Genomic DNA, 24009 nt, shown 5'->3' with positions numbered 1-24009 from the left:
TCAAGACCCGCGCGGGCTGGCGGCGTTCGAAGAGGCGAAACCCGCCTTCGCGAACGTGTTCACCGTGGTGTGGTACGGATCCTCTGCCGACGCCGCGACCGGCGACCGCGCCAGCCGAGGGTGGTCCGACAGGGTGAGACCGCGACCCATCCGAGCGGCTCGTCGTCCACCAAAACCGGAAGCCCCAGCGGTTTCCCGGCGGCGGCCTCCGCACGGACATACGCCTTGCGGCCGAACAACCGCTCGAAGCGGCCAGGTCTCCTCGGCGAGAGTCCGGCGAACCTCATCCCGCGAGCGCGTTGACCACCCGGGACGGACTCGGCCTGCCCAGCTTCCCGGCCATCCACTTGCTGGTCGACACCAGCGCGTCGAGGTCGACACCGGTTTCGACGCCGAGACCGTCGAGCATCCACACCAGATCCTCGGTCGCGAGGTTCCCGGTCGCCGATTCGGCGTACGGGCAGCCACCGAGTCCACCGGCGGAAGAATCCACAGTGGACACTCCGCAGCGCAGCGCCGTCACCGTGTTCGCGAGCGCCTGGCCGTAGGTGTCGTGGAAGTGGACGGCCAGGGTGCCGACGTCGGGGAACTGCCCGATCAGCGCCTCGACCTGGCCCGCGGTGGCGACGCCGATGGTGTCCCCGAGCGAAAGCTGCGAGCAGCCGAGGTCCAGGAGTCGTTTGCCCACCCCGGCGACCTGCGTGGCCGGGACGGCGCCCTCCCACGGGTCGCCAAAGCACATCGACACGTATCCGCGGACGTCGAGACCCGCGGCGCGGGCACGGGTGACGACCGGTTCGAACATCGCGAACTGGTCGTCCACCGTCGAATTGAGGTTCTTCTCGGCGAAGGTCTCGGTGGCGCTGGCGAAGATCGCGATATGGGAGACCCCGGCCTCCAGCGCCCTGTCCAGCCCGCGCTCGTTCGGGACGAGCACTGGATAGCGGACACCTTCACGCCGGTCGAGCCCCGACAGGAGCTGCTCGGCGTCGGCCAGCTGCGGCACCCATTTCGGGCTCACGAAACTGGTCGCCTCGAGCGTGCTCAACCCGGCGTCGGCGAGCTTGTCCAGGAACTCGAGCTTCACCTCGACCGGAACGATCGACTTCTCGTTCTGGAGGCCGTCACGCGGACCGACCTCCCAGATCGTCACCCGCTCCGGCAACGCGGCGGCCGACGGGACGCGGTCGGGCAGCCCCAGCTCTCGCGTGCCCATCAACGCCGCCGGTTTCCGCGCGGCGGATGCCCTTGCGGCGGCAGGGGTTCGGTCTGCTGCGGCGCGCCGGCGGCAGGCGGGGCGAAGTCGTCGTACGGGTTGTCGTTGACTTCGCGGTAGATCACCGTGTGCACGCGCTCGACCTTGGGGATGTCGTCGAACTTCAGCGGTTCGTCCGAAGCGGACTCGATCACCAGCGTGCCGCAGCCGAAGACACGGTCCAGCAGGCCGTGCTCGAACTGGACGCTGTTGATCCGCGACAACGGGATGTCGATCCCGGTGCGCTTGAGCACGCCTTCGCGGGCGATCAGCCGGTCCGTGGTCACGATGAAATGCGTCGTGCGCCAGCGGACGAACGGCGCCAGGAAGAGCCACACGACAAGACCGAGACCGACCGCGCCGACCGCGATCAGCGCGATCAGGTCCCAGGGAGCCGTCGCGTCCTTCGCCAGGATGCCCAGCCAGATGCCAACGCCGAGGGTGACGATCAGCGCGAGGACGGGGAAGATCAGCATCTTGAAATGCGGGTGACTGTGCACCACGACGTGCTCGTTTTCGCTGAGCAAATCGTCCGGATAGGCCACGGGGGACGCTCCCAAAGTGTGTTCGGCGCTGGTGGGCTCACCGTACCGGCGAACGGTCCCGGTGGAAGAGGAGGCGCCGGAAATCGAGACCTCCGGATCAAGCCTTGGCAGGCCGTACGTGGACGACGTCTCCGGCGAACACCGTGTACCGCTCACCACCGGGAACGTCGACCTGGAGCTGGCCGGCGGGATCGATGTCGGCGGCTCGGCCGGTCAGCGCCGAACCGTCGGGCAGCTGGACCTCGACGTCCTGGCCCAGCGTGGCGCAGTGCCGCCGGTAGTCCCCCAGCAGGCCCGCATCGGCCAGCGACCCGCGGGCGAGCCGCCAGCGGTGTTCGAGTTCGTCGAAACCGGTGAGCAGCCGCGCGGCGATCTCGGCGCGATCGGTCTCCGTCGCCCCTTGTTCGGCCAGCGAAGTCGCGGGCAGGCCACCGGGCCCGGCCGGGACGTTCTCGCCCAGCGGCAGCACGTTCAGGCCGATTCCGAGGACCACGGTGGCCTCCTCGCCCGCGACCGCCTCCGCCAGGATGCCCGCGCATTTGGCGCGCTCCGGCCCGGCGAGGACGTCGTTCGGCCACTTGAGGACGGCGTCGACGCCGAGGTTCGCGGCGACCTCCCGCACCGCGAGGCCCGCGACCACGGAAAGTGAACCCAAATTGGCGAACGGGACCTTCCTCGGACGCAGCAGAACACTGACGTAGAGACCCGATCCCTTCGGCGAGGACCACTGCCGGGCGCGGCGGCCGACACCGGCCGTCTGCTCTTCGGCGATCAGCACGGTGCGGTCCTCGGCCCCCTTCGCGGCGGCTTCCCGCAGGTCAGCATTGGTGGACCCGGTGCTCGCCACGACCTGGATCGCGGCGTACCGGCCGGACAGCGCGGCACTCAGACGCTCGGCGTCGAGCGCTCCCGTCTCACTCATTTGCCCAGAATATGAGAGTCCCCCTAACGTGCAAGGCGCTCGCTCGTTACGCAGAGGTGGTCTCCAATAACCTGGACGGCGTGACCGACCCCGAGTCCGCCCCGAGCGCGCCCGCAACCGGCTCGAAGAAGAAGTCGTGGGCACACGGCGTGGCGATGCGCAGCCTGGTCGCCCTCCCGCTGGTCGCGGGGCTCGTGACGGCGGGCTGGCTGCTCGCGGGCGGCAACGAGCCGGCGCCTGCCGACGGGAACCGGCAGGCCCCGCTCCCCGCCGCCAAACAGGACCCGGCCACCGTCGGCGGCGGCGCGGGCCCATCGGTCCTCGAAGTCAGCGCGCCGGTCAAGGCTCAAGAGACACCGAAGGGCGCCCGCCCGCTCGAAGAGTGGGCCAACAAGCTCGCCGGGGCGCTCGACATTCCGGCGAAGTCACTGATCGGCTACGCGAACGGCGAGCTGGCACTGCGCGGTGAACAGCCGAACTGTCACCTCTCCTGGGTCACCCTCGCCGGGGTCGGCGCGGCGAGTTCGAACCACGGACGCGGCGGCGACAACCCCCTCGGCCTTTCGGCGCAGCAGTGGAAGAAGCACGGCACGTCGATCCCCGGGATCGAAAAGCCCGCGCTCGCCGATCCCGATTCCGCGTCGGTCGCCGCCGGTCGCGCGCTGTGCGCGTCCGGGGCCGACCTCGGCGGCGGCAACGGCTGGTGGAAGGCGATCGCCGGCTACCAGGGCGGCAAGGGCACCGAAGCCGAGCTGTTCCGCCAGCGCGTCTTGGGCAACGCCCAGCTGTACGCGACCTTGTCCCTCGACCCGGCGCGAGCCCCCAGCCCCGCGGTGAAGGCGGCCAGGTTCGCCCTCGGCCAGCTGGGACTCCCGTACGTGTGGGGTGGCAACGGACCCGAAGCGGGCGCGGCGGGCTTCGACTGCTCCGGGCTGACCAAGGCGTCCTACGACGAAGCCGGGGTCGGGCTCCCGCGGACCGCGGACAGCCAGTTCCGCGCCCTGCCGCAGGTCTCCGGTGAACCGAAACTCGGCGATCTCGTGTTCTACGGAAACCCGTCGACGCGGATCCATCACGTCGGGCTCTATCTCGGCAACGGCCTGATGATCAACGCGCCCACCGAGGGCCAGGCGATCCAGATCCACACGTATCACTCGAAGGGTGACGACTACACCGGTGCGGGACGGCCGTCGGCCTGAGGCGCGCAGTCGTTACCCGTGGTGGCGTGTTCGAGCGCGGTGCTGGTGACCGATCCCGTTGCTGGATCGTCACCCTCTCCGGTCGACGACGTCCCGAACCCGGCGCTGACCGGCGCACGACTCGCCGCTCGGAACGCCCGGCCAGCGGCTTCGTCCCGTCGGCCTCGTCCAGCACGATCCCGGCTTCGTCGGCCAACGCGAGAGTCTGGGCCACCGAAAGTCCGGCGAACTCCGGGACCGGCCACTGAACGTCGTGGTTCAGGTCCCGTGACACGCCGCCCATCACGCCTGCTGGTATCGAACGGACACCCGTTGCTCAGCTCCCGCTGGGCCAGCGCAGCCGATGGACTGCGGGCATCGGCATGTCCCGGGAGAACGGCCAGCCGATTCCCGGGCTGAATCCGGCCACCAGGCAGGACACGAAGGTTCCGTGACTACCCACCAGCACGACGCCGCCTTCGTGCCGCACCGCGAGCCGCTCGACGGCGGCGATCGCCCGTGCCGTCAGCTGCCGCAGACTCTCCGCTCCCGGACGGGCGAAATCCGGATCGGCCCAGCTTCGCTCGTAGTGCACCGCGTAGTCCGGCGTCGGCTCCAGTCCCGAGTCCCACTCGCGTAGCTCCCAGCGCGTCGCGACTTCGAGCCCGGCCCTCCTGGCCGCCGGTGCGACCGTCTCGACCGCTCGCCGGTACGGGCTCGACACGACCGCCGTCGGGTTCATCGCGACGAGTTCGTCGGCAAGCAGTTCCGACGCCGCCACGCCCGCCGCGGTCAAGGGCCGCTCCGGGTCGTCAGGCTGCCCTGGTGCAGGCGGAACGGACTCGGCATGACGGACGAGAACGATGTCGCACGTCATACCGGATCGGACAGCCACTCGAGCGCGGCCTCTCCAAGGCGGAGGACCGGGATGTGCCCCTCTTCGGGATACGTGCGCCACTCGGCCGTCGCGCACTGCCGGACGAGCCCCTCCCCGTGCCCGAGAGGCGCGATCCGGTTCGCGCCACCGTGCGGCAGCAGAACCGGCACCTTGACGTCGGACGGCTGGAATCCCCACGGCGCGACGTACGCGCGATCGTCATCGATCAGCGCGCCCGGCCCGCCTTCGAACGCCGGGCCGACGACGTCGAGGAACCACTTCCAGTCGCAAGACAAGGCCGCGTCATCCGACGTGGTGAACATGTCGGTGTCGCACTCGGCCGATGCCTCGTCGTTCTCCTTCGCCTCCCGTCCCGCCAAAGCCGCGGTCAACGATTCGATGCCCGCCCTGCTCATTCCTTCGAACCAGTCGGGCCCCTCTCCGCCGTACGGAGCCATGCTCGCGACGCCGACCATCGCCGAGACCCGTTCCGGAAGCAGCGCCGCGCAGGCGAGCGCGTGCGGGCCTCCACCGCGATGACCGAAGACCGCGAACCGCTCGATCTCCAGGGCATCGGCGATCTTCTCGACATCGGCCGCCACCGAGGCGACGTTCCTTCCCCGCCGGGGTGTCGAGACCACCGGGCCGGTCCCGCCCGGGTCATAGATGTGCAGCAGGCCCACCTCGGACTCGTTCACCATGAACCGACCGTACTGACGCGGACGACCAAAAGTGGCGGCGTCGGGCACCCTGGACCTATGTCCCGCTATCACGAGATCAAGCACCGAGTGGCCACGACGTTCCAGCGGCACGTGGGCAACCCGCTCCTGAGCAGGCTGCCGAACCAGGCGATCCTCGAGACCACCGGGCGCAGATCGGGCGTGGCCAGGCAGACCCCGATCGGCGGGAGCCGGGTGGGCCGCGAGTTCTGGATCGTCTCGGAGTTCGGCGAGAAGTCGCAGTACGTCCGCAACATCCAAGCCGATCCACGCGTCCGGGTCCGGCTCAAGGGTCAGTGGCACACTGGCACGGCGCATCTGCTCCCGGACGACGATCCCCGCGCCCGGCTGAAAGCGCTGCCCAGGCTCAACAGCGCCGCCGTCCAGGCTATCGGCACGGACCTCCTCACCATCCGAATCGATCTCGACGACTGATCGATCGGTACAGGCATTCTTGCCTTGACGCCAAGGGCAAGGTTTAGGCTCGGAACCATGCGGATCGGCGAACTCGCCGCGCGTACCGGAACCACCACCCGCGCGCTGCGTTTCTATGAGTCACAGGGACTTCTCGACGCACGGCGCGCGTCGAACGGGTACCGGGAGTACGACGAGGACGACTACCGTCTGGTGAACGAGATCCTGACCCTGCAAGCGGTCGGGCTCAGCCTCGAAGACACCAGGCCGTTCGTCGAGTGCTTGCGCGCCGGGCACGAGACCGGCGACTCGTGCGCCGATTCGATCGAGGTCTACCAACGCAAACTCGCCGAGGTGGACGCCTGTCTGGCCAGGCTCAACGACGTACGGGACAGCCTGCTGGCCAAGTTGGCGGGCGCGCTGAAAACGCCGCCGGGTCCGTGTGTCGTCGTGCCGGAATACGAGGAGACCTGAATGTCATCCCTTTCTGTCGTCACCGATGAAACCTTCCGAGAACTCGTCCTGGAGCGGGACAAGCCCGTCCTGGTGGACTTCTGGGCGCAGTGGTGCCCGCCTTGTCACATGATCGCGCCGGTGCTCGCCGAGATCGCCGATGAGCGCGCCGACGCGCTGATCATCCGCAAGCTGAACTCCGACGAAAACCCTCTCACGGCAAGGGATTACCAGGTCATGTCCCTGCCGACGCTGATTCTCTTCCGCGACGGCAGTCCGGTGTGGACGACCGTCGGCGCCAAGCCGAAAGCCCGGCTGCTGGCAGACCTGGATGCCGTTCTCCAGACGACCGGCGTCTGATCACCTCCCTTTGAACCGGCCTTGGCGCTCGCCTTCGACATTAGCACCAGTCGAACATATGGTCTAGCGCTCTTTCGGCGATGAGTGAAAATTTTTTGAATATGGCCACCATCGTGCTCATTAGCGCCTGCCAACCACCGGCCCGGGAATAGAACGTAAGATGCTTCGGCAGTGATACGCGCGAAGCGCCTTCGCTCGCTTCGCGGTTTATGCGGATCGCTGGCGCGTCTTGAGTCCGCGTATGGAAGTACATGAAGGCTCCTTCCGTGTACCAGTGTCGCGTGTCTGAAGTTCGTGTCCTATACGCGGGCAGCACAGTGGTCTCATTCGCCGAACGCGAGTGCCTTCGATCCGACGCACGAACCTCCGACACGGGACGCTAGTGTTTGACGTTTCGTTTCTTTCTGAAGAAGGCGATCTCACGTGATCAGACGGCGGCTACGCGTGATCAGACGGCGATCATCCGTGATCAGACGGCGATCATCCGTGATCAGACGGCGATCATGCGTGATTGGACGGCGGTTACGCGTGATCGCCGTCCAGTCACGTGTAAGACCCGAAGGATCACGCGACGCTGGCGCAAGGAAGGGGCTTTTTATGTACTTGAGCGAGTTCTATCGGATCGACTAGCTGCGGAACACTTGCGCCGGGTGACCACACCACCCGCCACCGGGGTCCCGGCAGGCGAAGGACCGGTCCCATAATTGTGTTGCGCGTGGAGCGATCCGTTCGCATCCTTCAGCACATGACTTCGACCCTCACCTTCGTGCCGTCACCCTCCGTCGTCCGACGGGTGCGGGTGCAGCAGCAGGCCGTGACCGGTGGAAGGACGACCCCAGTCCGACCATGAGCGCCGCGTTCGTCGCGGGCCTGCTCGCCGGCTATGGCATCGCCATCCCGGTGGGCGCGGTCGGGACCTATCTGGTGGTGCTGACGGCTCGGGCAGGGCTCAGGATCGGCGTGTACGCCGCGTTGGGCGTCGCCACGGCCGACGGTCTCTACGCCTTGGTCGCGGTGCTCGGCGGCAGCGGGCTCATCCCGGTCATCCAGCCGATCGCCGTGCCCCTGCGCTGGATTTCGGTGGTGGTACTGCTCGGGCTGGCCCTCCACATCGGATTAACCGGGATTCGGAACCATCGCGACTCCTCGAAGGCCGAGGTGACTCAGCCGGTGGCGATCGGACCGGTGAAGGCCTACGTGAGTTTGCTCGGGATCACGCTGCTGAACCCGACGACGGTGGTCTACTTCGCGGCACTCGTCCTCGGCAGCGAGGACATGGCCGCGGCGAGCGGGGCGGAACACGTGGTCTTCGTGATCGCGGCGTTCGCGGCCTCCGCGAGCTGGCAACTGTTCCTCGCGGGCGGCGGCGCGGTGCTCGGCAAGGCGCTCACCGGACGGCGAGGGCGGCTGCTCACCGCGCTCGCGTCCAGCGTGCTGATCGCGGGGCTCGGGGTGCGCCTGCTCTGGTGATCGAGGACCGTGGTCGTCCGCATCGGTTGCGAGGCTCTGCCCATGACCGAAACCACGGAACGCCCGGCTTCCCTCCACTCTTACCTCGCCTACCGCGACGCTCCGAAGGCGCTTCGCTGGCTCGAAAGCGCCTTCGGCTTCGAGACCGTCATGGAGTACCCCGACGACAAGGGCTTGATCCTGCATTCCGAACTGCGGCTCGGCGGCGCCTCCATCGTCGTGTTCAGCGCCGAGGACGACTACGACCGCGCGGCCCGCAAGGGTGAGACCGTCGGCCACGGCCTCTACGTCAGCCTTGCGACGCAAGAGGCCGTGGACGCCGTCTTTGCCTCCGCCATCGAAGCGGGCGCGACGCGGGTCTGGGAACCGGCGAACACTGAATGGGGTAACTACCGCTGCCGAGTCGACGATCTCGAAGGGTACGAATGGACCTTCGGCACCCATGTTCCCGGACAACCAAGCTAGAGCAGGCGCGCGAACCACTCGCGAGTGCGGCGGAGCAGGTCCAGCTGGTGTTCCCGCCCGCGGAACGAATGCCCTTCGCCGGGATACACGACGAGGTCGTGTTCGACACCGAAGTGGCGTAGCGCGCGGTGGAAGAATTCCGCCTGGGACAACGGTACGTTCGTGTCTTCCGCACCGTGCACGATCAGCACGGGGGTCTCGACCTTCGACGCGAAGGAGATCGGGCTGAGCTGATCGTGCCGGTGCGGGCCTGTCCCTTCCCAGCCGATACTCCCGCTATGCGCGGATTCCACCAGCGGACCGAGTTCACCGGTCGCGGCGAGCATGCTCCAGTCACAGATCCCGGCGACCATCAGCGCCGCCTTGAACCGGCGGGTCTGCCCGACGGCCCAGGCCGTCATATATCCGCCGTGACTCCCGCCCACGATCCCGAGCCGCTCGGGATCGGCCACTCCTTCGGCGATGAGGAGATCGATCCCGGTCTCGATATCGCTCCACTCCTCCAGGCCTACCCGTCCCGCGACGGAAGCGGCGAATTCATGCCCATGACCTTGTCCCCCACGGGGATTCGGCAGGAAGACGGCGTGCCCTGCCAGGGCCAGCCACTGCGCGGAGGGGAACCAGCCGAGCATGAAGCCGTCCGCGTGCCGGTCGTACGGTCCGCCGTGAATCCGCGTGACCAGCGAGAAAGGTCCGTCGGCCCGAGTCTTTCCCGGCGGCAGAACGAGCAGGCCGTCCAGCGCGAGGCCGTCGGACGCTTTATAGGACAACCGTTCCTGGGAGCCCCACGAAATCCCGGCGAACTCCGGCGCCGTGTCGCTGACTCGCGTCAACGCCCCGCCCACCGGTCCACAATGAACATCTCTCGGCCGATACGCGGTACTCAGCACGGTGACCACGATCTCGCCGTTCGAGGCCACCGCGTCGGCTTGCCCGCGCCAGAACGACACTTCGCCGGACCCGAGCCGATGGAGGGCCGTGTCGAGCCCGTCGGCGACGAGCACCAAGGGAGGACCGGAATCGACCTGCGCGAGCTTGACCGGGCAGGTCGATTCCTCGGTCAGGTTCCGATGTTCCCCTGTTTCCACGGAAACGTCGAAGACCGCCCGGCCACCCACCAGTTCCGGAGTCCCGAGATACGCGATGTGCCAGCCGTCCTCGTCCCGCCACCAAACGGGGCTGGCGGCTTCGAACGCGACCTGGCCGAGATCGTGCCGCTCACCGGTTTCCAGGTCCAGCACGGAAAGCCGGGGTTCGAGTCCGCCGGGGTCGGGTTCGGGAGTCGGCCAGGTGACGATGGCGAGCGCCCCGTCGTCCGGGCGGCGGGCGACGTCGACGACGTGGTCTTCGATCAGCGTTCCGATCTCGCCGGTCCGCGGGTCGAAACTCCGCAGCCGCGCCGGGCGAAGGCTCTCACTCCAGACCCAGACGGCCGGGGCAGGCGTCTCGTCCTCGGCGATGAACACGATCCGGTCGTGCAGCGGAAGGAACCCGGTGATCTCACTCCGCCAGGCGAACAGTTCCTCGTCCCCCGAACAGACACGGCCGTCCCGGAGGAAGTAGAGGGCATCCGCGGACCACTGGGGCGAGGAACCTTCGGCCAGCTTCCGCGGCTTCTCGCTGCCGTCCACAGCGGCGAGCCAGATCTCAGGGACGCTTTTCGTGATGGTCGAAACCTGGTAGGCGACCCATTTCCCGTCGGAGGAGAACGCGGGTACCGACGGGAAATGGCTGTCGACGATCTGCTCAGCGGTCAGCATGTCCCCCATCCTGCCGGAAATCACCGCGCCAGTGTTTCGCCCAGTTTGTCGAGCCAGTCGCCCGTTCCCTGCTCCCGCCAGCTCGGTTCTTCGTGCCCGTCGAGGAACGTGCCCTGTTCGATCAACGTCAGCCGGGTGCCGTCGGCCTCGGCTTCGAGCAGCACCGTCGTGACGGACACGGTCGCCAGGACGTCGTTCGCGGAGAGCGTGCCCGCGTAAACGATCCTCTCGTTTTCGGCGATGTCCTCGTAGCGCGCTTCGAAGACCATCCGCTTCCCGTCATCGGGCGGGCCGGTGGTGACTTCGCGGCCGCCGACGCGGAAGTCCAGGGAATGGCCGCCGCCGGGCACGGTGAACCAGCCCGCTTTCGCGGCGGGATCGGACCAAGCGGCGAAAACCTGTTCGGGCGGAACGGAGTAGACGCGTTCGAGGGTGAAGGTGGCGTGTTTGACGGTCATGACTCTTTCCCTTCATCGGAGTTCAGAAAGTCACCAAGGCGATCGAGCCGGTGTTCCCAGCCGGTGCGCTGCCCGCCGAGCCAGTCCTCGGCCATCCGCAGGCCGTCCGGTTCGAGGTGGCAGGTGCGGACGCGACCCGCTTTTTCCGACCGAACCAGCCCGCAGGCTTCGAGCACCTGGAGGTGCTGCATCACGGCGGGCAGCGACATCGACAACGGCCGCGCGAGTTCCCCCACCGAGGACGGCCCCCGGGTGAGGCGCTCGATCATTTCGCGGCGCGTCCCATCGGACAGCGCCTTGAACACCTGATCCATCCGTTGGTTAGGCACATGCTTAACTATCCGCCCCCGCCGAGCAATAGTCAAGTATGTGCTTAACTTTCTACTTCTCCGCGGTCATACCCTCTACAAGCAGCCACTGGGAGGCCAGGTACGAGGTCAGCACGAAGGTTTCGAGATTGGCCCGCACCCGCTCGCTGGTGACGAAGTCGCGGCGGATCAGGATCGCCAGATCCGACGCGGAGAACAACAGCGCTCCGGCGGCGAGCCAGGTCCGGCGGTCGCCCGACGGGACGACCATCCCGCCCGACACGCGAGCCTTCGGCGCCAAGGCCGGGTCGGCCGCGAGGGTCGACGTCGTACTCAGTAGGCCTCCGTAGACCGAAAGCACCGAAGACACCGGAGACGGCTTCGGGAGGGTCATCGCGACGGCGGCCGCGGCCCACGCCCCGAGCCGGGGCGACGCGGTCGCCGCGCGCGGACGGGCGCCACGGCGCCACAGGAACACGGAATACAGCACCTGCATCACGCCGAACGACGTCGCGCCCTTGATCAGTTCACGGTCTTCATGCGACCTGCCCATGAAGTGATCGCCCGCGCCCGCCGCGACCAAGGCGGCGACGAGCAACCCTTTCTCCCCTGGTGCCAGCGTTTGTGCACGGGCGACGCGAGCGGCGAGCACCGGGACCGCGGCCGGTTTCGTCACCAGTCGCAACCGCCGGTTACCCGTCCTGGCGGAGTACACCGTGCCGATCGCGGCGGCGCCGAACAGCACCCGCTCGGCGAACTTGAGGGCTTTCGCTGTGGACACTGGCAGACCTCCAGAACTTATTTCTGGGTAAGTTACCAGCAGGTCAGCTCGTGTTCGTCTCCTAAACGGCCTCGCGGAAGGTGTTCCGGTACGCGCTCGGCGAAACACCCAGCGCGGCTTGCAGATGCTGACGCAGTGACGCGGCCGTGCCGAACCCCGCCTCGGCCGCGATCCTGTCCACCGGCAGATCGGTCTCCTCCAGCAGCTGACGGGCTCGTTCGACCCGTTGCCGGGTCAGCCACTGCAACGCCGAAACCCCGACCTCGTCCCGGAAACGCCGCGTGAACGTCCGCGTGCTCATCGACTCCTTCGCCGCGAGTTCGCGCAACGTCAGCGGCCGATGGAGGTTCTCCAGCGCCCACGCCCGCGCCGCCGCCGTCGACGAGGACTGCGGCTCCGGCACCGGACGCCGGATGAACTGCGCCTGCCCGCCCTCCCGATGCGGTGAAACGACCGTGCCGCGCGCGACCTCGTTCGCGACCGCCGCACCGTGATCGCAGCGGATCATGTGCAGGCAGAGGTCGATGCCGGACGCGACCCCCGCCGCGGTCAGCACGTTGCCGTCGTCGGTGTAGAGCACATTGGGGTCCAGGTCGACCTTCGGGAACTTCGCCTGGAAGTCCAGCGCGGAGCGCCAGTGCGTGGTCGCCTTCCTGCCGTCGAGCAAGCCCGCGGCGGCGAGCACGAAGGCACCCGTGCAGATCGACGCGATCCTGGCGTCCGGCCGGATCAGCTCCAGCGCCCGCGCGAGCGGTTCGGTGAGGTCGTGCCCGGCGGGCTCGTATTCGGTGGACGACGCCGGGATGACGACGGTGTCGGCCTCGGCCAGCACTTCCGGTCCGAGCGGGACCGAGACGGTGACGTCGGCGTCGGTGCGGACCTGCCCGGGTTCCGGCGTGCAGGTGACGACCTCGTACAGCAGCTCGCCGTCGGCCGCCTTGGCCGTGCCGAACAGCCGGACGACGATGCCCAGCTCCATCACCAGCATTCCGTGCCGGACCAGGACGGCGACCCGATGGCGACCCGGACGCGTGAAATAGCCCATGGCTCGATTCTTGCACATGTTGACCATCGAGCCACTCGCGTCGAAGAGCGGGCCGAGAGACCTTGAGGACATGAACGTGTTGTGGATCTTCGCCCACCCGGAACCCCGCTCCCTCGGTGGCTCGCTGCGCGACGAAGGGTTGCGCACGCTCCGCGAGGAAGGCGCGGACGTCCGGGAATCCGACCTCTACGCGATGAAGTGGAACCCGGTGGTCGACGCCGAAGACTTCGGCTCAGCCGCACAGGGCGGCCGCCTGATCGTCGGCGCGACCTCGAAGAACGCCTTCGTCTCGGGAGAACTGAGCGAAGACATCCGTGCCGAGCACGAGAAACTGGCGTGGGCGGACACGATGGTCGTCCAGTTCCCGCTGTGGTGGTACGGGATGCCCGCGATCCTCAAGGGCTGGTTCGACCGCGTTTTCGTCAAGGGTTTCGCTTACGGTGTGCGGCGCCCCGACGGCCGGACGTCGCGCTATGGCGAAGGGGCGCTGGCCGGGAAACGCGCCATGGTCCTGCTGACCGCGGGCGCGCCGGAAGCCACGATCGGGCCACGCGGCGTGAACGGCGAGATCAACGACGTGTTGTTCCCGCTCCAGCACGGAACCCTTTGGTACGCCGGGATGTCCGTCCTCCCTCCGCTCACGGTCTGCGGCGCCGACCGGGTTACACCCGAGCAGTACGACGTCGCCGCCGAAGCACTGCGTCGCAGGCTGCGCACCCTGTCCACCAGCGACCCGATCCCCTTCCGCTCCCAGAACGGCGGCGACTACGACGAGGACCTCGTCCTGCGCGACGACCTCGCTCCCGGCCGGGGCGGCGTCGGGGTCCACACGTCCTGAAGCTCAGGTGCGGCGGAGTTCCGGCTGATCCAGCCAGCTCACCCAAGGGTCGAAGTACAGCTTCACCGACGCCGACACGCTGTACCAGTAGACCGGCCATGCGATGGGAGTTCACCCGTTCCGAACTCGAAGGGACCATGGTCGAGGTGACCCAGACGGTCCCCGACGGACAAGACGACGTCGTCCCCCGAGGCGCTGCGAAGCTGGCGCGAGAAGCTGAAGGAGTTCTTCGCGGCGGCGCAAGGAAGCTGATCTCCACCCTGGGGATGACCTCCGCCGGACGGACGCGCGAAAGCCGCGCGCCCGGCTAGGTTCGCCGTATGAAACAGCCGTCCGCGCTCCCCGGCCGGGTGTCGCACATCATCGACGTGCTCGTCGCGCTGGTGCTCGTGGTGGCCGTCGGCGGGAACCTCGTGGCCGGGACTTGGACGTTCAACGTCGCCATCCCGGTCTGGGTCGCGTGGGTGGCCACCGGCGCCTGCGCGGTCGCCATCCTGCTGCGGCGTCACCGGCCGGTGACTGCTTACGCCCTCGCGCTGGCCACGCTGATCCCCGCCTCGTTCGTGGGTGGCGGGCTCGGCCCGGCCGCCGCGCTGGCCACCGCGTCCGCGCTCTACATGACGGCGCTGCACTACCCGCGCTCCCGTTCGCTGATCGCGATGGGCGCCGGCCTGGTCGTGGTCGCGTTCCTGGAGTTCCTGCACTTGGGGCCCAGCACGCTCGCTTCGACCGCGCTGGCGGGCGGCGGGGTGGCGGGCTCGTGGGCGCTGGGCTGGACGGCGCGCCAACGACAGGCGAACCTCGCCCTGCTCACCGAGGCCCACGCCGATCAGGCGGTTTCCGACGAACGCCTGCGCATCGCCCGCGAGATGCACGACGTCGTCGCGCACAGCATGAGCCTGATCGCCGTCAAAGCGGCCGTGGGCAACCACGTCGCGAAAGAACAGCCCGAAGAAGCGCGCGAAGCGTTGCGGGTCATCGAACTCACCAGCCGCGAGACCCTCGTCGAACTCCGGCGGATGCTCGGCGTCCTCCGCTCCGGCGACGGCACGCCCGAGGCCGCGCTCGGCCCCGCGCCGAAACTCGCCGATCTGCGGACGCTGGCCGAACGCGCCGGACAGGCGGGCGTCCGCGTCGAGCTGATCGGCGAGGTGGTGGACGAGCTTCCCGAAGGCGTCGCGCTTTCGGTCTACCGCATCACGCAGGAGGCGGTGACCAACGTCGTGAAGCACGCGGGACCGTCGACCTGCCGGGTCACGATCACCGAAGGGCCAGGCGAAATCAGCGTCGAGATCGTCGACGACGGACGCGGCGAAGGCTCGGCCGCGACCGTCGGCGGGCACGGTCTGATCGGCATGCGCGAACGCGTCGCCGTCTACGGTGGTGACTTCGAAGCGGGTCCACTGCCCGCCGGGGGATTCCGGGTGTTCGCGCGGTTGCCGTACGCCGTCGAGGAAGTGGGGACACGATGATCCGCGTGCTGATCGCCGACGACCAGGCGTTGCTGCGCGGCAGTTTCCGCGTGCTCGTCGACAGCGCGCCGGACCTCGAGGTCGTCGGCGAGGCGGAGAACGGCGTGGAAGCGGCGGAACTGGCCGAGAAGGAACGCCCCGACGTCGTGCTGATGGACGTCCGCATGCCGGAACTGGACGGGATCGAAGCGACCCGGCGGATCTGCGCGTCGGCCGCCACCGAAGGCGTCCACGTGCTGATGCTGACGACGTTCGACCTCGACGCCTACGTCTATTCGGCACTGCGCGCGGGTGCGAGCGGGTTCCTGCTGAAGGACACCCCACCCGCCGAGCTGCTGACCGCGATCCGGGTCGTCGCGGCGGGCGAAGGGCTGCTCGCGCCTTCGATCACGCGACGGCTGATCGCCGAGTTCGCCCGGTTGCCCGACCCCGGCCGGCGCGTCGCGGCGTCGCTCGACAACATCACCACGCGCGAACGCGAGGTCCTGAGCCTGATCGCACGCGGTCTGTCGAACGACGAGATCGCCGGGACACTGCATCTCGGGCTGGCGACGGTGAAGACGCACATCGGCCATCTCCTGCACAAACTCGCCGCACGGGACCGGGCGCAGCTGGTGATCGCGGCCTACGAATCCGGCCTGGTGCGCGCCGCGCGGTAGCCCGGAACGTTGCCTACGCCACACGCGAAGTGACCGCTGAGTAGCTAGGCTGCGGATTCATGAGCAGTGCGACGGAGCCGCTCGGGACGCCGCCCGAGGACGAACCGGACATCCACACCACGGCCGGCAAGCTGGCCGACCTGTACCGCCGATACGACGAGGCGGTGCACGCGGGTTCCGCGAGAGCGGTGGAGAAACAGCACGCCAAGGGCAAGAAAACCGCTCGCGAGCGGATCGACCTGCTGCTGGACGAAGGCTCGTTCGTCGAACTCGACGAACTGGCGAAGCACCGCTCGGTCAACTTCGGCCAGGAGAAGAACCGGCCCTACGGCGACGGCGTCGTCACCGGCTACGGCACCATCGACGGCCGCCCGGTGTGCGTGTTCAGCCAGGACGTCACCGTCTTCGGCGGTTCGCTCGGCGAGGTGTACGGCGAGAAGATCGTCAAGGTGATGGACCTGGCGATCAAGACCGGCCGCCCGATCATCGGCATCAACGAGGGCGGCGGCGCGCGGATCCAGGAGGGCGTCGTCTCGCTCGGGCTGTACGGCGAGATCTTCAACCGCAACGTCAAGGCGTCCGGCGTCATCCCGCAGATCTCGCTGATCATGGGCGCCAACGCGGGCGGGCACGTCTACTCCCCCGCGCTGACCGACTTCGTGGTGATGGTCGACAAGACCTCGCACATGTTCATCACCGGCCCCGACGTCGTGAAGACCGTGACCGGCGAAGAGGTCACCTTCGAGGAACTCGGCGGTGGACGCACGCACAACACCCGTTCGGGCGTCGCGCACTACCTCGGTTCCGACGACGAAGACGCCATCGCCTATGTCAAGGACCTGCTCTCGTACCTCCCCGCGAACAACCTGTCCGAAGCGCCGCTCGCCGAGACGGACGCGCCCGCCGGTGGCTTCTTCGACGACGTGACCGACTCCGACCGCGAGCTGGACACGCTGATCCCGGACTCGCCGAACCAGCCCTACGACATGCACGAGGTCATCAACCGCGTCGTCGACGACGGCGACTTCCTCGAGGTGCACGAACTGTTCGCGCCCAACATCCTGGTCGGCTTCGGCCGGGTGGACGGGCGCAGCGTCGGCATCGTGGCGAACCAGCCGACCCAGTTCGCCGGCTGCCTCGACATCGACGCGTCCGAGAAGGCCGCGCGGTTCGTGCGCACCTGCGACGCGTTCAACGTCCCGGTCCTCACCTTCGTCGACGTCCCCGGCTTCCTGCCCGGCACCGACCAGGAGTGGAACGGCATCATCCGGCGCGGCGCGAAGCTGATCTACGCCTACGCCGAAGCGACCGTCCCGCTGGTCACCGTCATCACCCGCAAGGCGTACGGCGGCGCGTACGACGTCATGGGGTCGAAGCACCTCGGCGCGGACGTCAACCTGGCGTGGCCGACCGCGCAGGTCGCGGTCATGGGCGCGCAGGGCGCGGCGAACATCGTGCACCGCAAGACCCTTTCCGCGGCCGCCGCCGACGGCAAGGACGTCGACGCGCTGCGGGCCGAGCTGATCCAGGAGTACGAGGACACGCTCCTGAACCCGTACGCGGCGGCCGAACGCGGTTACGTCGATTCGGTGATCGTGCCCGCGCACACCCGCGGTCACATCACGAAGGCGCTCTCGCTGCTCCAGGGCAAACGAGAGACACTGCCGCCCAAGAAGCACGGGAACATCCCGCTGTGACCGCGCCCGGAACCCCGCTGCTGCGGATCGTCCGCGGCAATCCGAGCGACGCCGAAGTCGCCGCGCTGACCGCCGTCGTCGCGGCGGCGGCGAGCGAGCGGGCCCCGGAGCCGTCGCCGAAACGGGATTCGTGGTGGGCGGACAAGGCCTCGCTCGTCCGGGCCCCGCTTTCCCCCGGTGACGGTGCCTGGCGGGCCTCGGCCCTTCCGCGCTGACGCGGCCCGCGGGTTCGGCTTGCGCGGGCTATCGTGACAGGTCTTCGAGCCGATACGCCCCAGAAAGCCGTGCGTGACGAACCAGGACCAGCTCTCCACCGAATTGCGCCGTCTGCGTAAAGCCGCCGGGTTGTCCGGTACCGAGGCGGCGAGCCTGACCGGCCTCAGTCAGTCCAGGGTCTCGCGGGTCGAAACCGGCGCGTTCATGCCGACCGAGGAGCAGGTCATCGCGCTGTGCAGTGCCTATGGCGCGCCCGCGAAAGTCCGGCGGGCACTCGTCGCGATCACCCGTGACCTTCGCGAGGAAGCGTCGTCGGCCCGCGTCGTCCTCCAGCGGGGCGCCTGGCGGATGCAGCAGCGGATCGGCAAGATCGAGTCCGCGTCCGCCCGGATCCGGAGCTTCCAGCCGACGATCGTGTTCGGCCTGCTCCAGACCCGCGACTACGTCACCGCCCTGTTCGGCGATTCCCTGCCGGACGGCGAACGCGACCAGACGGTCGAAGCCCGGCTGGAGCGCCAGCGGATCCTCGAATCGAACCGCGAATTCCACTTCGTGCTGACCGAAGGCGCCCTGCGCTGGAACATGGGCGGGGCGGCGACCATGCTGGCCCAGCTCGGTCACCTCATCGACCTGTCCTGCCGCGGGCGGGTGCGGCTGGGCGTGATCCCGTGGACCGCGCCGGTGTCGGTCCCCGTTCTCCACGGTTTCGACATCTACGACTCGCGCGCGGTGCTCCTCGGCACGCAGACCGCGACGGCGCTCGTCACGGACGAACGCGAAGTCGCCGACTACGAGAAGAACTTCGCCGAAGTCGAGCGCTACGCCACCTACGACGGCGTCGCCTGCTCGCATCTGGCCCGGATCGCGGACGACTACCGGCTGCTCGCGGCCGGACCACATCAGTGACCAAGGACCCTTGGCGCTATGCACCCTGAGAATGCATCGTGAGTAAAGCAGCTGTCGGTGAAGGTCCCCTTTTCTGCGCCGAACGCGATCTTGGGGGCTTTTCAGGACCGTTCGCCGACCAGCAGCGGCAGATCACTCGAAATCGACAACTTTGCCTCCGCGCAACCCGTCTACTTGCCGAAACAGTCACTCGGGAAAGGCGACTCCGATGACCACCTGGCACGAACGCATGACCGACTGGCACAAGTCGACCTACACGCACTGGGAAGAAAACGCCTGCGTCGAGGTCGGCGGACTGCCCGGTCTGGTCGGCATCCGAGACACCAAGCAGTGGGCTCTGCCGGACGAGACCCGGCCGATCCTGGTGCTCCCGGCCGCGTCCTTCGCCGCCCTGATCGACCACTTGGGCCGATGAACGACGTCGCCGAGCCGTACATGGTCCATGACCCGCGGGAAATGGCGGGCCAGCTGATCAACGGCAACTGGATCGTCGCGCGGTGGGAGCACCTCGGCGAGGACGAGGACCTGGACCATTGGACGGCCGTGCTGCGCGAGCACTGCGAAGAACTCGGTGTCGATCCGTACGTCATCAACATCCCGCGAAAGAGCCTGACGATCGTCTTCAACGGCGCGCTCCCCGCCCCGACGTTCGAACAGCTGGAGAATTCGATCGCGGCCATCGAGTACCACCGCTTCCTCGAACGCGAAATCGGACCGAGACGCCTGAACTAGGGTGGCGATTCGCTGGTTCGCGACTTACCGCGCCCAACCGCCCATCACGTGTCGCGAAAGCCACTTTCGCGACATCTGACGTCCCGAAAGTAGCTTTCGCGACGCCTCGGGTCCGAGTGCGGATGTGTTTCCGACGTGGTTGCCCTGGCCGGGCAGGCGGAACCGCGCGCCGTTCGCGGAAGGGATCGCGAAGGCCGTGGAATCGACCGGAGAGTTCGGTTCTTCCGGTCCGGCGGCCATTCCGGGGCTTCCCGCCGGGGTGGCGGAGCAGGCCCAGCGGCTCGCGCTCGAAGCCGTCCACCATGGACTGACCGACGCCGCCAGGGTGACCCTGCCGCTGCCCGCGACCGTCCTGCTGCTGGGCGTACCGGCGGGGCTGACGAGGCGGCGCCCGCCGCCACGGCCGCCTGATTCGAGGCGCCCTTGCCTGAGCCCGCGGGCTCAGGCAAGGGCGGTGGCCAGCAGGGCGAAGGCGGCGATGATGACGGCGACGCGGACGTAGTGGAAACGGTCCCAGCGGTTCATTTGCTCCTTCCAGTCCTCGGGCCGGTTCTCGGGGGTCCACGTCTTGCCCCGGTCGTTGATCGGGACGAGCAGCAGGATCGACATGACCACGCTCACGATCAGCAGCCCGGCGGCGATGACGACGAGGACCGCGCCGGGCTCATGCCATCCGGCGATGGCCCAGACCGCGCTCAGGATGAGCGAGCCGATGTACCAGAACGGCATGACGGCGCCGAGCATCCGGCCCCCGTGGGCTCGGCCGAGCTGATTGCTGTCGTCGGGAAGTCCGTTGAGGATCCGATTGAGGACGAAGGCGACGGAGAACTCCACCCCCACCATCAAGCCGACGACCACGATGGTGCAGACCTCGAGTGCCTCGATCAACATGACCTCTCCCATGATCTAGCGTTGCTAGGTATTGAGCCGACGCTAGCATTGCTGCCGCTCGTTTGTCTAGCAGTGCTAGGATCGAGCCATGTCGGTACAGGAACGCAAGGAGCGTGCACGGGCGGACCGTGAACGGCTCATCGTGGCGACGGCCCGCGAACTCGCCGAGCAGCAAGGCTGGGACGCGGTCACCACCCGGCGGCTCGCCGAGCGCATCGAATACAGCCAGCCCGTCCTCTACAGCCACTTTCGCGGCAAACGCGAGATCATCGGCGCCGTCGCCCTCGAAGGCGCCACCGAGATGGCCGTGGCGTTGCGGGCCGCGACCTCCGCCGCGGACGGCCCGCGCGCCAGGGTCACCGCCCTCACCCGCGCCTACCTCGACTTCGCCGAACACAACCCGGCGGTCTACGACGCCATGTTCCAGCTCGACGGCGGCCTGGCGTTCGCGAAGGAAGACACCCCGGAGCCACTGAAGGACGCCTTCGCCGCCCTCTTGGAATGCCTCACCGAGGTCGCCGGGGACGGCGTCCACCCGGGCCTGTTCACCGAGGCGTTCTGGGCGGCTCTGCACGGGCTGGCCACGCTGACCCGGGCGGGACGGCTGCCGCCGGAGTACGCCGAGCGGCGGACGGAGCTACTGGTGGACCGGCTCGCCGTGCTCTGACACCTCGCCCGGCGCGATGAACGGGACTTTCCTCTCGAATTTCGCGAGGAAAGTCCCGTTCAACTCATCCGCGGGAGGGCGGAAGCTTCCTACCGGCGGTATCGCAGGCCGAAGCCGTACGGGAACAGCGCCTTCTCGCCGTCACCGACGTTCACCGGTTCCTGAGCGGCACTGACCGGCCAGCTGAACGTCAGTTTCCCGGTCGGGTTGTAGTCGCCGTAAAGGACATCGGCGACACCGGCGCCTTCGCTACCCGGCAGCCAAGCCGCGACCAGACCGTTGAACCCGGGCAGCTGCGCAGCGATGTCGAGCGGCCGCCCGGACACGGTCACCACGACGACGGGGACACCGGAACTCTTCAGTTTGGCGACCGTGGCGAGGTCTTCCGCGTCGAGCCCGAAGCCGTTCGGACGATCTCCCTGCCCTTCGGCGTACGGCGTTTCTCCCACCACGACGACCGCGACCCGGTAGCTCTTGTCGATTCCGTCACCCTCCCGGCCAGGAGCAGGCCTGCGAGCACTGTGGTGTGCGTCGTGCGAAGTGATCTTATGACGCGGAGGCGGGACGACCTCGGTTCCTCCGTAGCTCGGACAATCCATATGTTGCGCGCCACAACAAACTAACTCCAGGGCCGCGTGTCCCAGGTCACGACCAGACAACGGAGCGCCGTCGAGTACCGTCCGGAGGTGCGTTTCGTCCTTGCGTCCCAGTCCCCCGCCCGCCTCGGCGTCCTGCGGTCCGCCGGCTTCGATCCAAGCGTCGTCGTCTCCGGCGTCGACGAGGACGCGGTGGCCGCGTCCTTGACCGACCCGGCCCCGGCGGAGCTGGTCCGGGCACTCGCCACCGCGAAGGCCGAAAAGGTTTTCGAAACGCTCGTCGGGTCTCACAGTGACCATGTCGGAAGCGCCGACATGGTCATCGTGGGCTGCGATTCGATGTTGTCGATCAACGGCGAAATGGTCGGGAAGCCGATCACCCCCGAGGCCGCGCGCGAGCGATGGGCGTCGATGGCGGGCAAATCCGGTGAACTTCTGACCGGCCACGCGATCATTCGCGTCGAGAACGGTGAGAAAACGAAGGAAACGTCGGGCACCGAAGGGACCATTGTTCGCTTCGGAACACCGTCGCAGGAAGAAATTGACGCCTACATCGCGTCCGGAGAACCGCTCCAGGTGGCGGGCGGCTTCACACTGGACGGGCTCGGCGGCTGGTTCATCGAAGGCATCGACGGCGACTTCTCGAGCGTCATCGGGATCAGCCTGCCGCTGACCCGGCGTCTTCTGGCCGAGGTCGGCGTGAGTGTCGTCGATCTCTGGACGCGTCCCGCATCCTGAGACAGCTCCCACACGATGGGGTGATCCGGAAGAGTCCTGCTTCGCCGAGCGTTCTTCACGTTCGGCCAATCAGGAAACTTTCACGCACCGGAGTCGCCCCGTGTCTTTCATTCGGACCTACACCAGGCCAAAAGTCTTCGCGGTGGCAGTCCTCGGCTCACTCGTCGTGGGTGCCCTCCTCGGCATCCTCGCCAGGTCGACCGAGGCGAGCTGGCTGACCGAACTGCTCGACCAGATCGGCACGATCTTCACGACGCTGCTGCAGATCGCGGTGATCCCGCTCGTCTTCACGGCGATCGTGGTCGGCATCAACAGCCTGCGCAACCTCGGCGGCGGCAAGAAGGCCGCCCGGCTGGGCGGCAAGACCGTCCTGTGGTTCGCGATCACGTCGCTCATCGCGTCCCTGATCGGCATCGCCGTCGCGAAGCTGTTCAATCCGGGCAGCGGCGGTCTCGGCGAAGGTGTGGCCGCGACCGCGAAGAACGCCGACAAGGCCACGAAGAGCGTGGACAACTGGGGCTCCTGGAGCGCCTTCGTCGATGGCTTCCTGCCGAAGAACTTCCTCACCGCCTTCACCGAGGGCGAGACGCTCCAGGTGCTGTTCCTCGCCGTGCTGATCGGCGCGGCCGCCTACAGCCTCGGCGACAAGGCCAAGCCGTTCGTCGACTTCACCACCAGCGTCTTCGAGATCATCCAGCGCTACCTCGGCTGGATCGTCCGGCTGGCCCCGATCGGCATCATCGGCCTGATCGGCGCGGCGGTGGCGAACTACGGTGACGCGCTGTTCCGCCCGCTGTTCACCACCACTCTCGCGGTGTACGTCGGCTGCCTCCTGGTCCTCTTCGTGGTGTACCCGATCCTGTTGCAGTTCGTGGCGAAGGTCAGCCCCGCCAAGTTCTTCGCCAAGGCGGGCACGGCGATCCAGTTCGCGTTCGCTTCCCAGTCTTCGGGCGCGACGCTGCCCCTGACCCGGCAGTCCGCCGTGAACCTGGGCGTCCAGCCCGCGTACGCCGCCTTCGCGACTCCCCTGGGCAGCGCCACGAAGATGGACGGCTGCGCCGCCGTGTTCCCCGCGATCGGCGCGGTCTTCATCGCGAACCTGTCGGGCGTTTCGCTGAACATCTGGCAGTACGGCGGGATCGTGCTGGTCGCCGTCCTCGGCGCGCTCGCCACCGCGGGCACCACCGGCTGGCTGACCGCGCTGACCCTGACCACCGCGTTCATCGGACTCGACGCGCAGCAGGTGGCGCTCGGCATCGCGCTGATCTACTCGGTCAACCCGATCATGGACATGATGCGGACCGCGACCAACGTCGCGGGCCAGATCGTCGTGCCGGTCGTCGTCGCTCGCAGCGAAGGCCTCCTGGACGACGAGGTCCTCAACTCGCCGACGGACCCTTCGCCCACCTCCGACGGCGCGCACGCTCCGGCGAAGGAGCCTGCCGCGGCCGGCGCGAAGTAAGTTCTCAAGAAGTCCGTGAAGGCCTCCTTGAAGGAGGCGGCGGGAGCATGGACGGCCCCTCAAGGCGGCCTTCACGGACCTGTTACTTAGCCATGCTCAGCAAGCGATAGCAAAGGTCCCTTGCT

General features: G+C 67.9%; 29 protein-coding genes and 1 pseudogene. 18 read left to right on the top strand and 12 right to left on the bottom strand.

What is annotated here, in order from left to right; all coding sequences use genetic code 11:
- Positions 1-283: 283 nt before the first annotated feature.
- The 3 genes from BS329_RS22585 to BS329_RS22575 all read right to left on the bottom strand — a co-directional run bounded on the left by BS329_RS22585 (position 284) and on the right by BS329_RS22575 (position 2722).
- Positions 284-1216, bottom strand: a complete 933-nt coding sequence (locus BS329_RS22585; protein WP_076163220.1) for a hydroxymethylglutaryl-CoA lyase — start codon at positions 1214-1216, stop codon at positions 284-286.
- Positions 1216-1800, bottom strand: coding sequence for a PH domain-containing protein (locus BS329_RS22580; protein WP_076163219.1), 585 nt, complete (start codon positions 1798-1800; stop codon positions 1216-1218). The genes BS329_RS22585 and BS329_RS22580 overlap by 1 nt, the downstream gene beginning before the upstream one ends.
- Positions 1801-1897: 97 nt before the next feature.
- Complete coding sequence (locus BS329_RS22575; RefSeq protein ID WP_076163218.1) at positions 1898-2722, bottom strand: biotin--[acetyl-CoA-carboxylase] ligase; 825 nt, start codon at positions 2720-2722, stop codon at positions 1898-1900.
- An 80-nt stretch (positions 2723-2802) separates the two neighbouring features.
- On the opposite strand from BS329_RS22575, the gene BS329_RS22570 reads away from it, so the two are divergent.
- A complete protein-coding gene (locus BS329_RS22570) occupies positions 2803-3921 on the top strand; it encodes a C40 family peptidase (RefSeq protein ID WP_208619253.1) in 1119 nt (372 codons plus the stop codon).
- 316 nt (positions 3922-4237) lie between these two features.
- Here BS329_RS22570 and BS329_RS22565 read toward each other — a convergent pair whose 3' ends face one another.
- Positions 4238-4777 carry a histidine phosphatase family protein gene (locus BS329_RS22565; RefSeq protein WP_076163217.1) on the bottom strand — a complete coding sequence of 180 codons (540 nt, stop codon included), beginning with the start codon at positions 4775-4777 and terminating at the stop codon, positions 4238-4240.
- Complete coding sequence (locus BS329_RS22560; RefSeq protein WP_076163216.1) at positions 4774-5478, bottom strand: alpha/beta fold hydrolase; 705 nt, start codon at positions 5476-5478, stop codon at positions 4774-4776. Before BS329_RS22560 ends, BS329_RS22565 begins: the two co-directional genes overlap by 4 nt.
- Positions 5479-5535: 57 nt before the next feature.
- Here BS329_RS22560 and BS329_RS22555 point away from each other — a divergent pair, with 57 nt between their 5' ends.
- The 5 genes from BS329_RS22555 to BS329_RS22535 all read left to right on the top strand — a co-directional run bounded on the left by BS329_RS22555 (position 5536) and on the right by BS329_RS22535 (position 8658).
- Positions 5536-5931, top strand: a complete 396-nt coding sequence (locus BS329_RS22555; protein ID WP_076163215.1) for a nitroreductase/quinone reductase family protein — start codon at positions 5536-5538, stop codon at positions 5929-5931.
- Between the two features lie 57 nt (positions 5932-5988).
- On the top strand, positions 5989-6384 hold the full coding sequence (locus BS329_RS22550) for a MerR family transcriptional regulator (RefSeq protein ID WP_076163214.1): 396 nt from the start codon (positions 5989-5991) through the stop codon (positions 6382-6384).
- Entirely contained in the window at positions 6385-6723 is a 339-nt protein-coding gene (trxA, locus tag BS329_RS22545; protein WP_076163213.1) for a thioredoxin, read from the top strand.
- Between the two features lie 846 nt (positions 6724-7569).
- Positions 7570-8193 carry a LysE/ArgO family amino acid transporter gene (locus tag BS329_RS22540; RefSeq protein ID WP_076163212.1) on the top strand — a complete coding sequence of 208 codons (624 nt, stop codon included), beginning with the start codon at positions 7570-7572 and terminating at the stop codon, positions 8191-8193.
- A 9-nt stretch (positions 8194-8202) separates the two neighbouring features.
- Complete coding sequence (locus tag BS329_RS22535; RefSeq protein WP_244197250.1) at positions 8203-8658, top strand: VOC family protein; 456 nt, start codon at positions 8203-8205, stop codon at positions 8656-8658.
- Here the strand turns inward: BS329_RS22535 and BS329_RS22530 are convergent.
- The 5 genes from BS329_RS22530 to BS329_RS22510 form a co-directional block, all read right to left on the bottom strand.
- Positions 8655-10418, bottom strand: coding sequence for an alpha/beta hydrolase family protein (locus tag BS329_RS22530; protein WP_076163439.1), 1764 nt, complete (start codon positions 10416-10418; stop codon positions 8655-8657). The genes BS329_RS22535 and BS329_RS22530 overlap by 4 nt on opposite strands.
- Before the next feature lie 20 nt (positions 10419-10438).
- Positions 10439-10876 carry an SRPBCC family protein gene (locus BS329_RS22525; protein WP_076163211.1) on the bottom strand — a complete coding sequence of 146 codons (438 nt, stop codon included), beginning with the start codon at positions 10874-10876 and terminating at the stop codon, positions 10439-10441.
- Complete coding sequence (locus BS329_RS22520; RefSeq protein ID WP_076163210.1) at positions 10873-11190, bottom strand: ArsR/SmtB family transcription factor; 318 nt, start codon at positions 11188-11190, stop codon at positions 10873-10875. The genes BS329_RS22525 and BS329_RS22520 overlap by 4 nt, the downstream gene beginning before the upstream one ends.
- 67 nt (positions 11191-11257) lie before the next feature.
- Positions 11258-11965 carry a lysoplasmalogenase family protein gene (locus BS329_RS22515; RefSeq protein ID WP_076163209.1) on the bottom strand — a complete coding sequence of 236 codons (708 nt, stop codon included), beginning with the start codon at positions 11963-11965 and terminating at the stop codon, positions 11258-11260.
- 61 nt (positions 11966-12026) lie between these two features.
- A complete protein-coding gene (locus BS329_RS22510) occupies positions 12027-13037 on the bottom strand; it encodes a GlxA family transcriptional regulator (protein WP_076163438.1) in 1011 nt (336 codons plus the stop codon).
- Positions 13038-13080: 43 nt separating this feature from the next.
- Here BS329_RS22510 and BS329_RS22505 point away from each other — a divergent pair, with 43 nt between their 5' ends.
- The 9 genes from BS329_RS22505 (at position 13081) to BS329_RS22465 (ending at position 20032) form a co-directional block, all read left to right on the top strand.
- Complete coding sequence (locus BS329_RS22505; RefSeq protein WP_076163208.1) at positions 13081-13848, top strand: NAD(P)H-dependent oxidoreductase; 768 nt, start codon at positions 13081-13083, stop codon at positions 13846-13848.
- 320 nt (positions 13849-14168) lie between these two features.
- Positions 14169-15320: a sensor histidine kinase gene (locus BS329_RS22500; RefSeq protein ID WP_076163207.1), complete on the top strand. Its 1152-nt coding sequence runs from the start codon at positions 14169-14171 to the stop codon at positions 15318-15320.
- The gene (locus BS329_RS22495) at positions 15317-15979 is read left to right on the top strand and encodes a response regulator (RefSeq protein WP_076163206.1); all 663 of its coding nucleotides are present in this window, start codon (positions 15317-15319) and stop codon (positions 15977-15979) included. Before BS329_RS22500 ends, BS329_RS22495 begins: the two co-directional genes overlap by 4 nt.
- Before the next feature lie 59 nt (positions 15980-16038).
- A complete protein-coding gene (locus BS329_RS22490) occupies positions 16039-17676 on the top strand; it encodes an acyl-CoA carboxylase subunit beta (protein ID WP_076163205.1) in 1638 nt (545 codons plus the stop codon).
- Complete coding sequence (locus BS329_RS22485; RefSeq protein ID WP_076163204.1) at positions 17673-17891, top strand: acyl-CoA carboxylase epsilon subunit; 219 nt, start codon at positions 17673-17675, stop codon at positions 17889-17891. Before BS329_RS22490 ends, BS329_RS22485 begins: the two co-directional genes overlap by 4 nt.
- Positions 17892-17964: 73 nt before the next feature.
- A complete protein-coding gene (locus tag BS329_RS22480; protein WP_076163203.1) occupies positions 17965-18798 on the top strand; it encodes a helix-turn-helix domain-containing protein in 834 nt (277 codons plus the stop codon).
- A gap of 208 nt (positions 18799-19006) precedes the next feature.
- Positions 19007-19213 (top strand): DUF397 domain-containing protein, encoded by a 207-nt coding sequence (locus tag BS329_RS22475; RefSeq protein ID WP_076163202.1) that lies wholly within the window; start codon positions 19007-19009, stop codon positions 19211-19213.
- Positions 19210-19530 carry a hypothetical protein gene (locus BS329_RS22470; RefSeq protein WP_076163201.1) on the top strand — a complete coding sequence of 107 codons (321 nt, stop codon included), beginning with the start codon at positions 19210-19212 and terminating at the stop codon, positions 19528-19530. The genes BS329_RS22475 and BS329_RS22470 overlap by 4 nt, the downstream gene beginning before the upstream one ends.
- A 196-nt stretch (positions 19531-19726) precedes the next feature.
- On the top strand, positions 19727-20032 hold the full coding sequence (locus tag BS329_RS22465; RefSeq protein ID WP_279628178.1) for a hypothetical protein: 306 nt from the start codon (positions 19727-19729) through the stop codon (positions 20030-20032).
- On the opposite strand, the gene BS329_RS22460 is transcribed toward BS329_RS22465, so the two are convergent.
- The gene (locus tag BS329_RS22460) at positions 19972-20421 is read right to left on the bottom strand and encodes an anthrone oxygenase family protein (protein ID WP_425266371.1); all 450 of its coding nucleotides are present in this window, start codon (positions 20419-20421) and stop codon (positions 19972-19974) included. The two genes, BS329_RS22465 and BS329_RS22460, sit on opposite strands and share 61 nt — an antisense overlap.
- Before the next feature lie 88 nt (positions 20422-20509).
- On the opposite strand from BS329_RS22460, the gene BS329_RS22455 reads away from it, so the two are divergent.
- Entirely contained in the window at positions 20510-21088 is a 579-nt protein-coding gene (locus tag BS329_RS22455; RefSeq protein ID WP_076163200.1) for a TetR/AcrR family transcriptional regulator, read from the top strand.
- 89 nt (positions 21089-21177) lie between these two features.
- Here BS329_RS22455 and BS329_RS22450 read toward each other — a convergent pair.
- Positions 21178-21585, bottom strand: a pseudogene (locus BS329_RS22450) (glycoside hydrolase family 3 protein); the annotation flags it as partial.
- A gap of 189 nt (positions 21586-21774) precedes the next feature.
- Between BS329_RS22450 and BS329_RS22445 the strand changes: the two are divergent.
- Together BS329_RS22445 and BS329_RS22440 are read left to right on the top strand one after the other, a co-directional pair.
- The gene (locus BS329_RS22445; RefSeq protein ID WP_076163436.1) at positions 21775-22422 is read left to right on the top strand and encodes a Maf family protein; all 648 of its coding nucleotides are present in this window, start codon (positions 21775-21777) and stop codon (positions 22420-22422) included.
- A gap of 100 nt (positions 22423-22522) precedes the next feature.
- Entirely contained in the window at positions 22523-23884 is a 1362-nt protein-coding gene (locus tag BS329_RS22440) for a dicarboxylate/amino acid:cation symporter (protein WP_076163199.1), read from the top strand.
- The last annotated feature ends 125 nt before the right edge of the window (positions 23885-24009 follow it).

This window comes from Amycolatopsis coloradensis (assembly GCF_001953865.1).
In the GTDB taxonomy this organism is placed as follows: Bacteria; Actinomycetota; Actinomycetes; order Mycobacteriales; family Pseudonocardiaceae; genus Amycolatopsis; species Amycolatopsis coloradensis.
This window is presented reverse-complemented; position numbering and strand designations above follow the sequence as displayed.

Excerpts from the sequence above, each read along its gene's own strand:
- BS329_RS22585 (WP_076163220.1), bottom strand. The coding sequence starts at position 1,216 with ATGGGCACGCGAGAGCTGGGGCTGCCCGACCGCGTCCCGTCGGCCGCC.
- BS329_RS22575 (WP_076163218.1), bottom strand. The coding sequence starts at position 2,722 with ATGAGTGAGACGGGAGCGCTCGACGCCGAGCGTCTGAGTGCCGCGCTG.
- BS329_RS22565 (WP_076163217.1), bottom strand. The coding sequence starts at position 4,777 with ATGACGTGCGACATCGTTCTCGTCCGTCATGCCGAGTCCGTTCCGCCT.
- BS329_RS22560 (WP_076163216.1), bottom strand. The coding sequence starts at position 5,478 with ATGGTGAACGAGTCCGAGGTGGGCCTGCTGCACATCTATGACCCGGGC.
- BS329_RS22555 (WP_076163215.1), top strand. The coding sequence starts at position 5,536 with ATGTCCCGCTATCACGAGATCAAGCACCGAGTGGCCACGACGTTCCAG.
- BS329_RS22550 (WP_076163214.1), top strand. The coding sequence starts at position 5,989 with ATGCGGATCGGCGAACTCGCCGCGCGTACCGGAACCACCACCCGCGCG.
- trxA (WP_076163213.1), top strand. The coding sequence starts at position 6,385 with ATGTCATCCCTTTCTGTCGTCACCGATGAAACCTTCCGAGAACTCGTC.
- BS329_RS22540 (WP_076163212.1), top strand. The coding sequence starts at position 7,570 with ATGAGCGCCGCGTTCGTCGCGGGCCTGCTCGCCGGCTATGGCATCGCC.
- BS329_RS22530 (WP_076163439.1), bottom strand. The coding sequence starts at position 10,418 with ATGCTGACCGCTGAGCAGATCGTCGACAGCCATTTCCCGTCGGTACCC.
- BS329_RS22525 (WP_076163211.1), bottom strand. The coding sequence starts at position 10,876 with ATGACCGTCAAACACGCCACCTTCACCCTCGAACGCGTCTACTCCGTT.
- BS329_RS22520 (WP_076163210.1), bottom strand. The coding sequence starts at position 11,190 with ATGGATCAGGTGTTCAAGGCGCTGTCCGATGGGACGCGCCGCGAAATG.
- BS329_RS22510 (WP_076163438.1), bottom strand. The coding sequence starts at position 13,037 with ATGGTCAACATGTGCAAGAATCGAGCCATGGGCTATTTCACGCGTCCG.
- BS329_RS22505 (WP_076163208.1), top strand. The coding sequence starts at position 13,081 with ATGAACGTGTTGTGGATCTTCGCCCACCCGGAACCCCGCTCCCTCGGT.
- BS329_RS22500 (WP_076163207.1), top strand. The coding sequence starts at position 14,169 with ATGAAACAGCCGTCCGCGCTCCCCGGCCGGGTGTCGCACATCATCGAC.
- BS329_RS22495 (WP_076163206.1), top strand. The coding sequence starts at position 15,317 with ATGATCCGCGTGCTGATCGCCGACGACCAGGCGTTGCTGCGCGGCAGT.
- BS329_RS22490 (WP_076163205.1), top strand. The coding sequence starts at position 16,039 with ATGAGCAGTGCGACGGAGCCGCTCGGGACGCCGCCCGAGGACGAACCG.
- BS329_RS22475 (WP_076163202.1), top strand. The coding sequence starts at position 19,007 with ATGACCACCTGGCACGAACGCATGACCGACTGGCACAAGTCGACCTAC.
- BS329_RS22470 (WP_076163201.1), top strand. The coding sequence starts at position 19,210 with ATGAACGACGTCGCCGAGCCGTACATGGTCCATGACCCGCGGGAAATG.
- BS329_RS22460 (WP_425266371.1), bottom strand. The coding sequence starts at position 20,421 with ATGTTGATCGAGGCACTCGAGGTCTGCACCATCGTGGTCGTCGGCTTG.
- BS329_RS22455 (WP_076163200.1), top strand. The coding sequence starts at position 20,510 with ATGTCGGTACAGGAACGCAAGGAGCGTGCACGGGCGGACCGTGAACGG.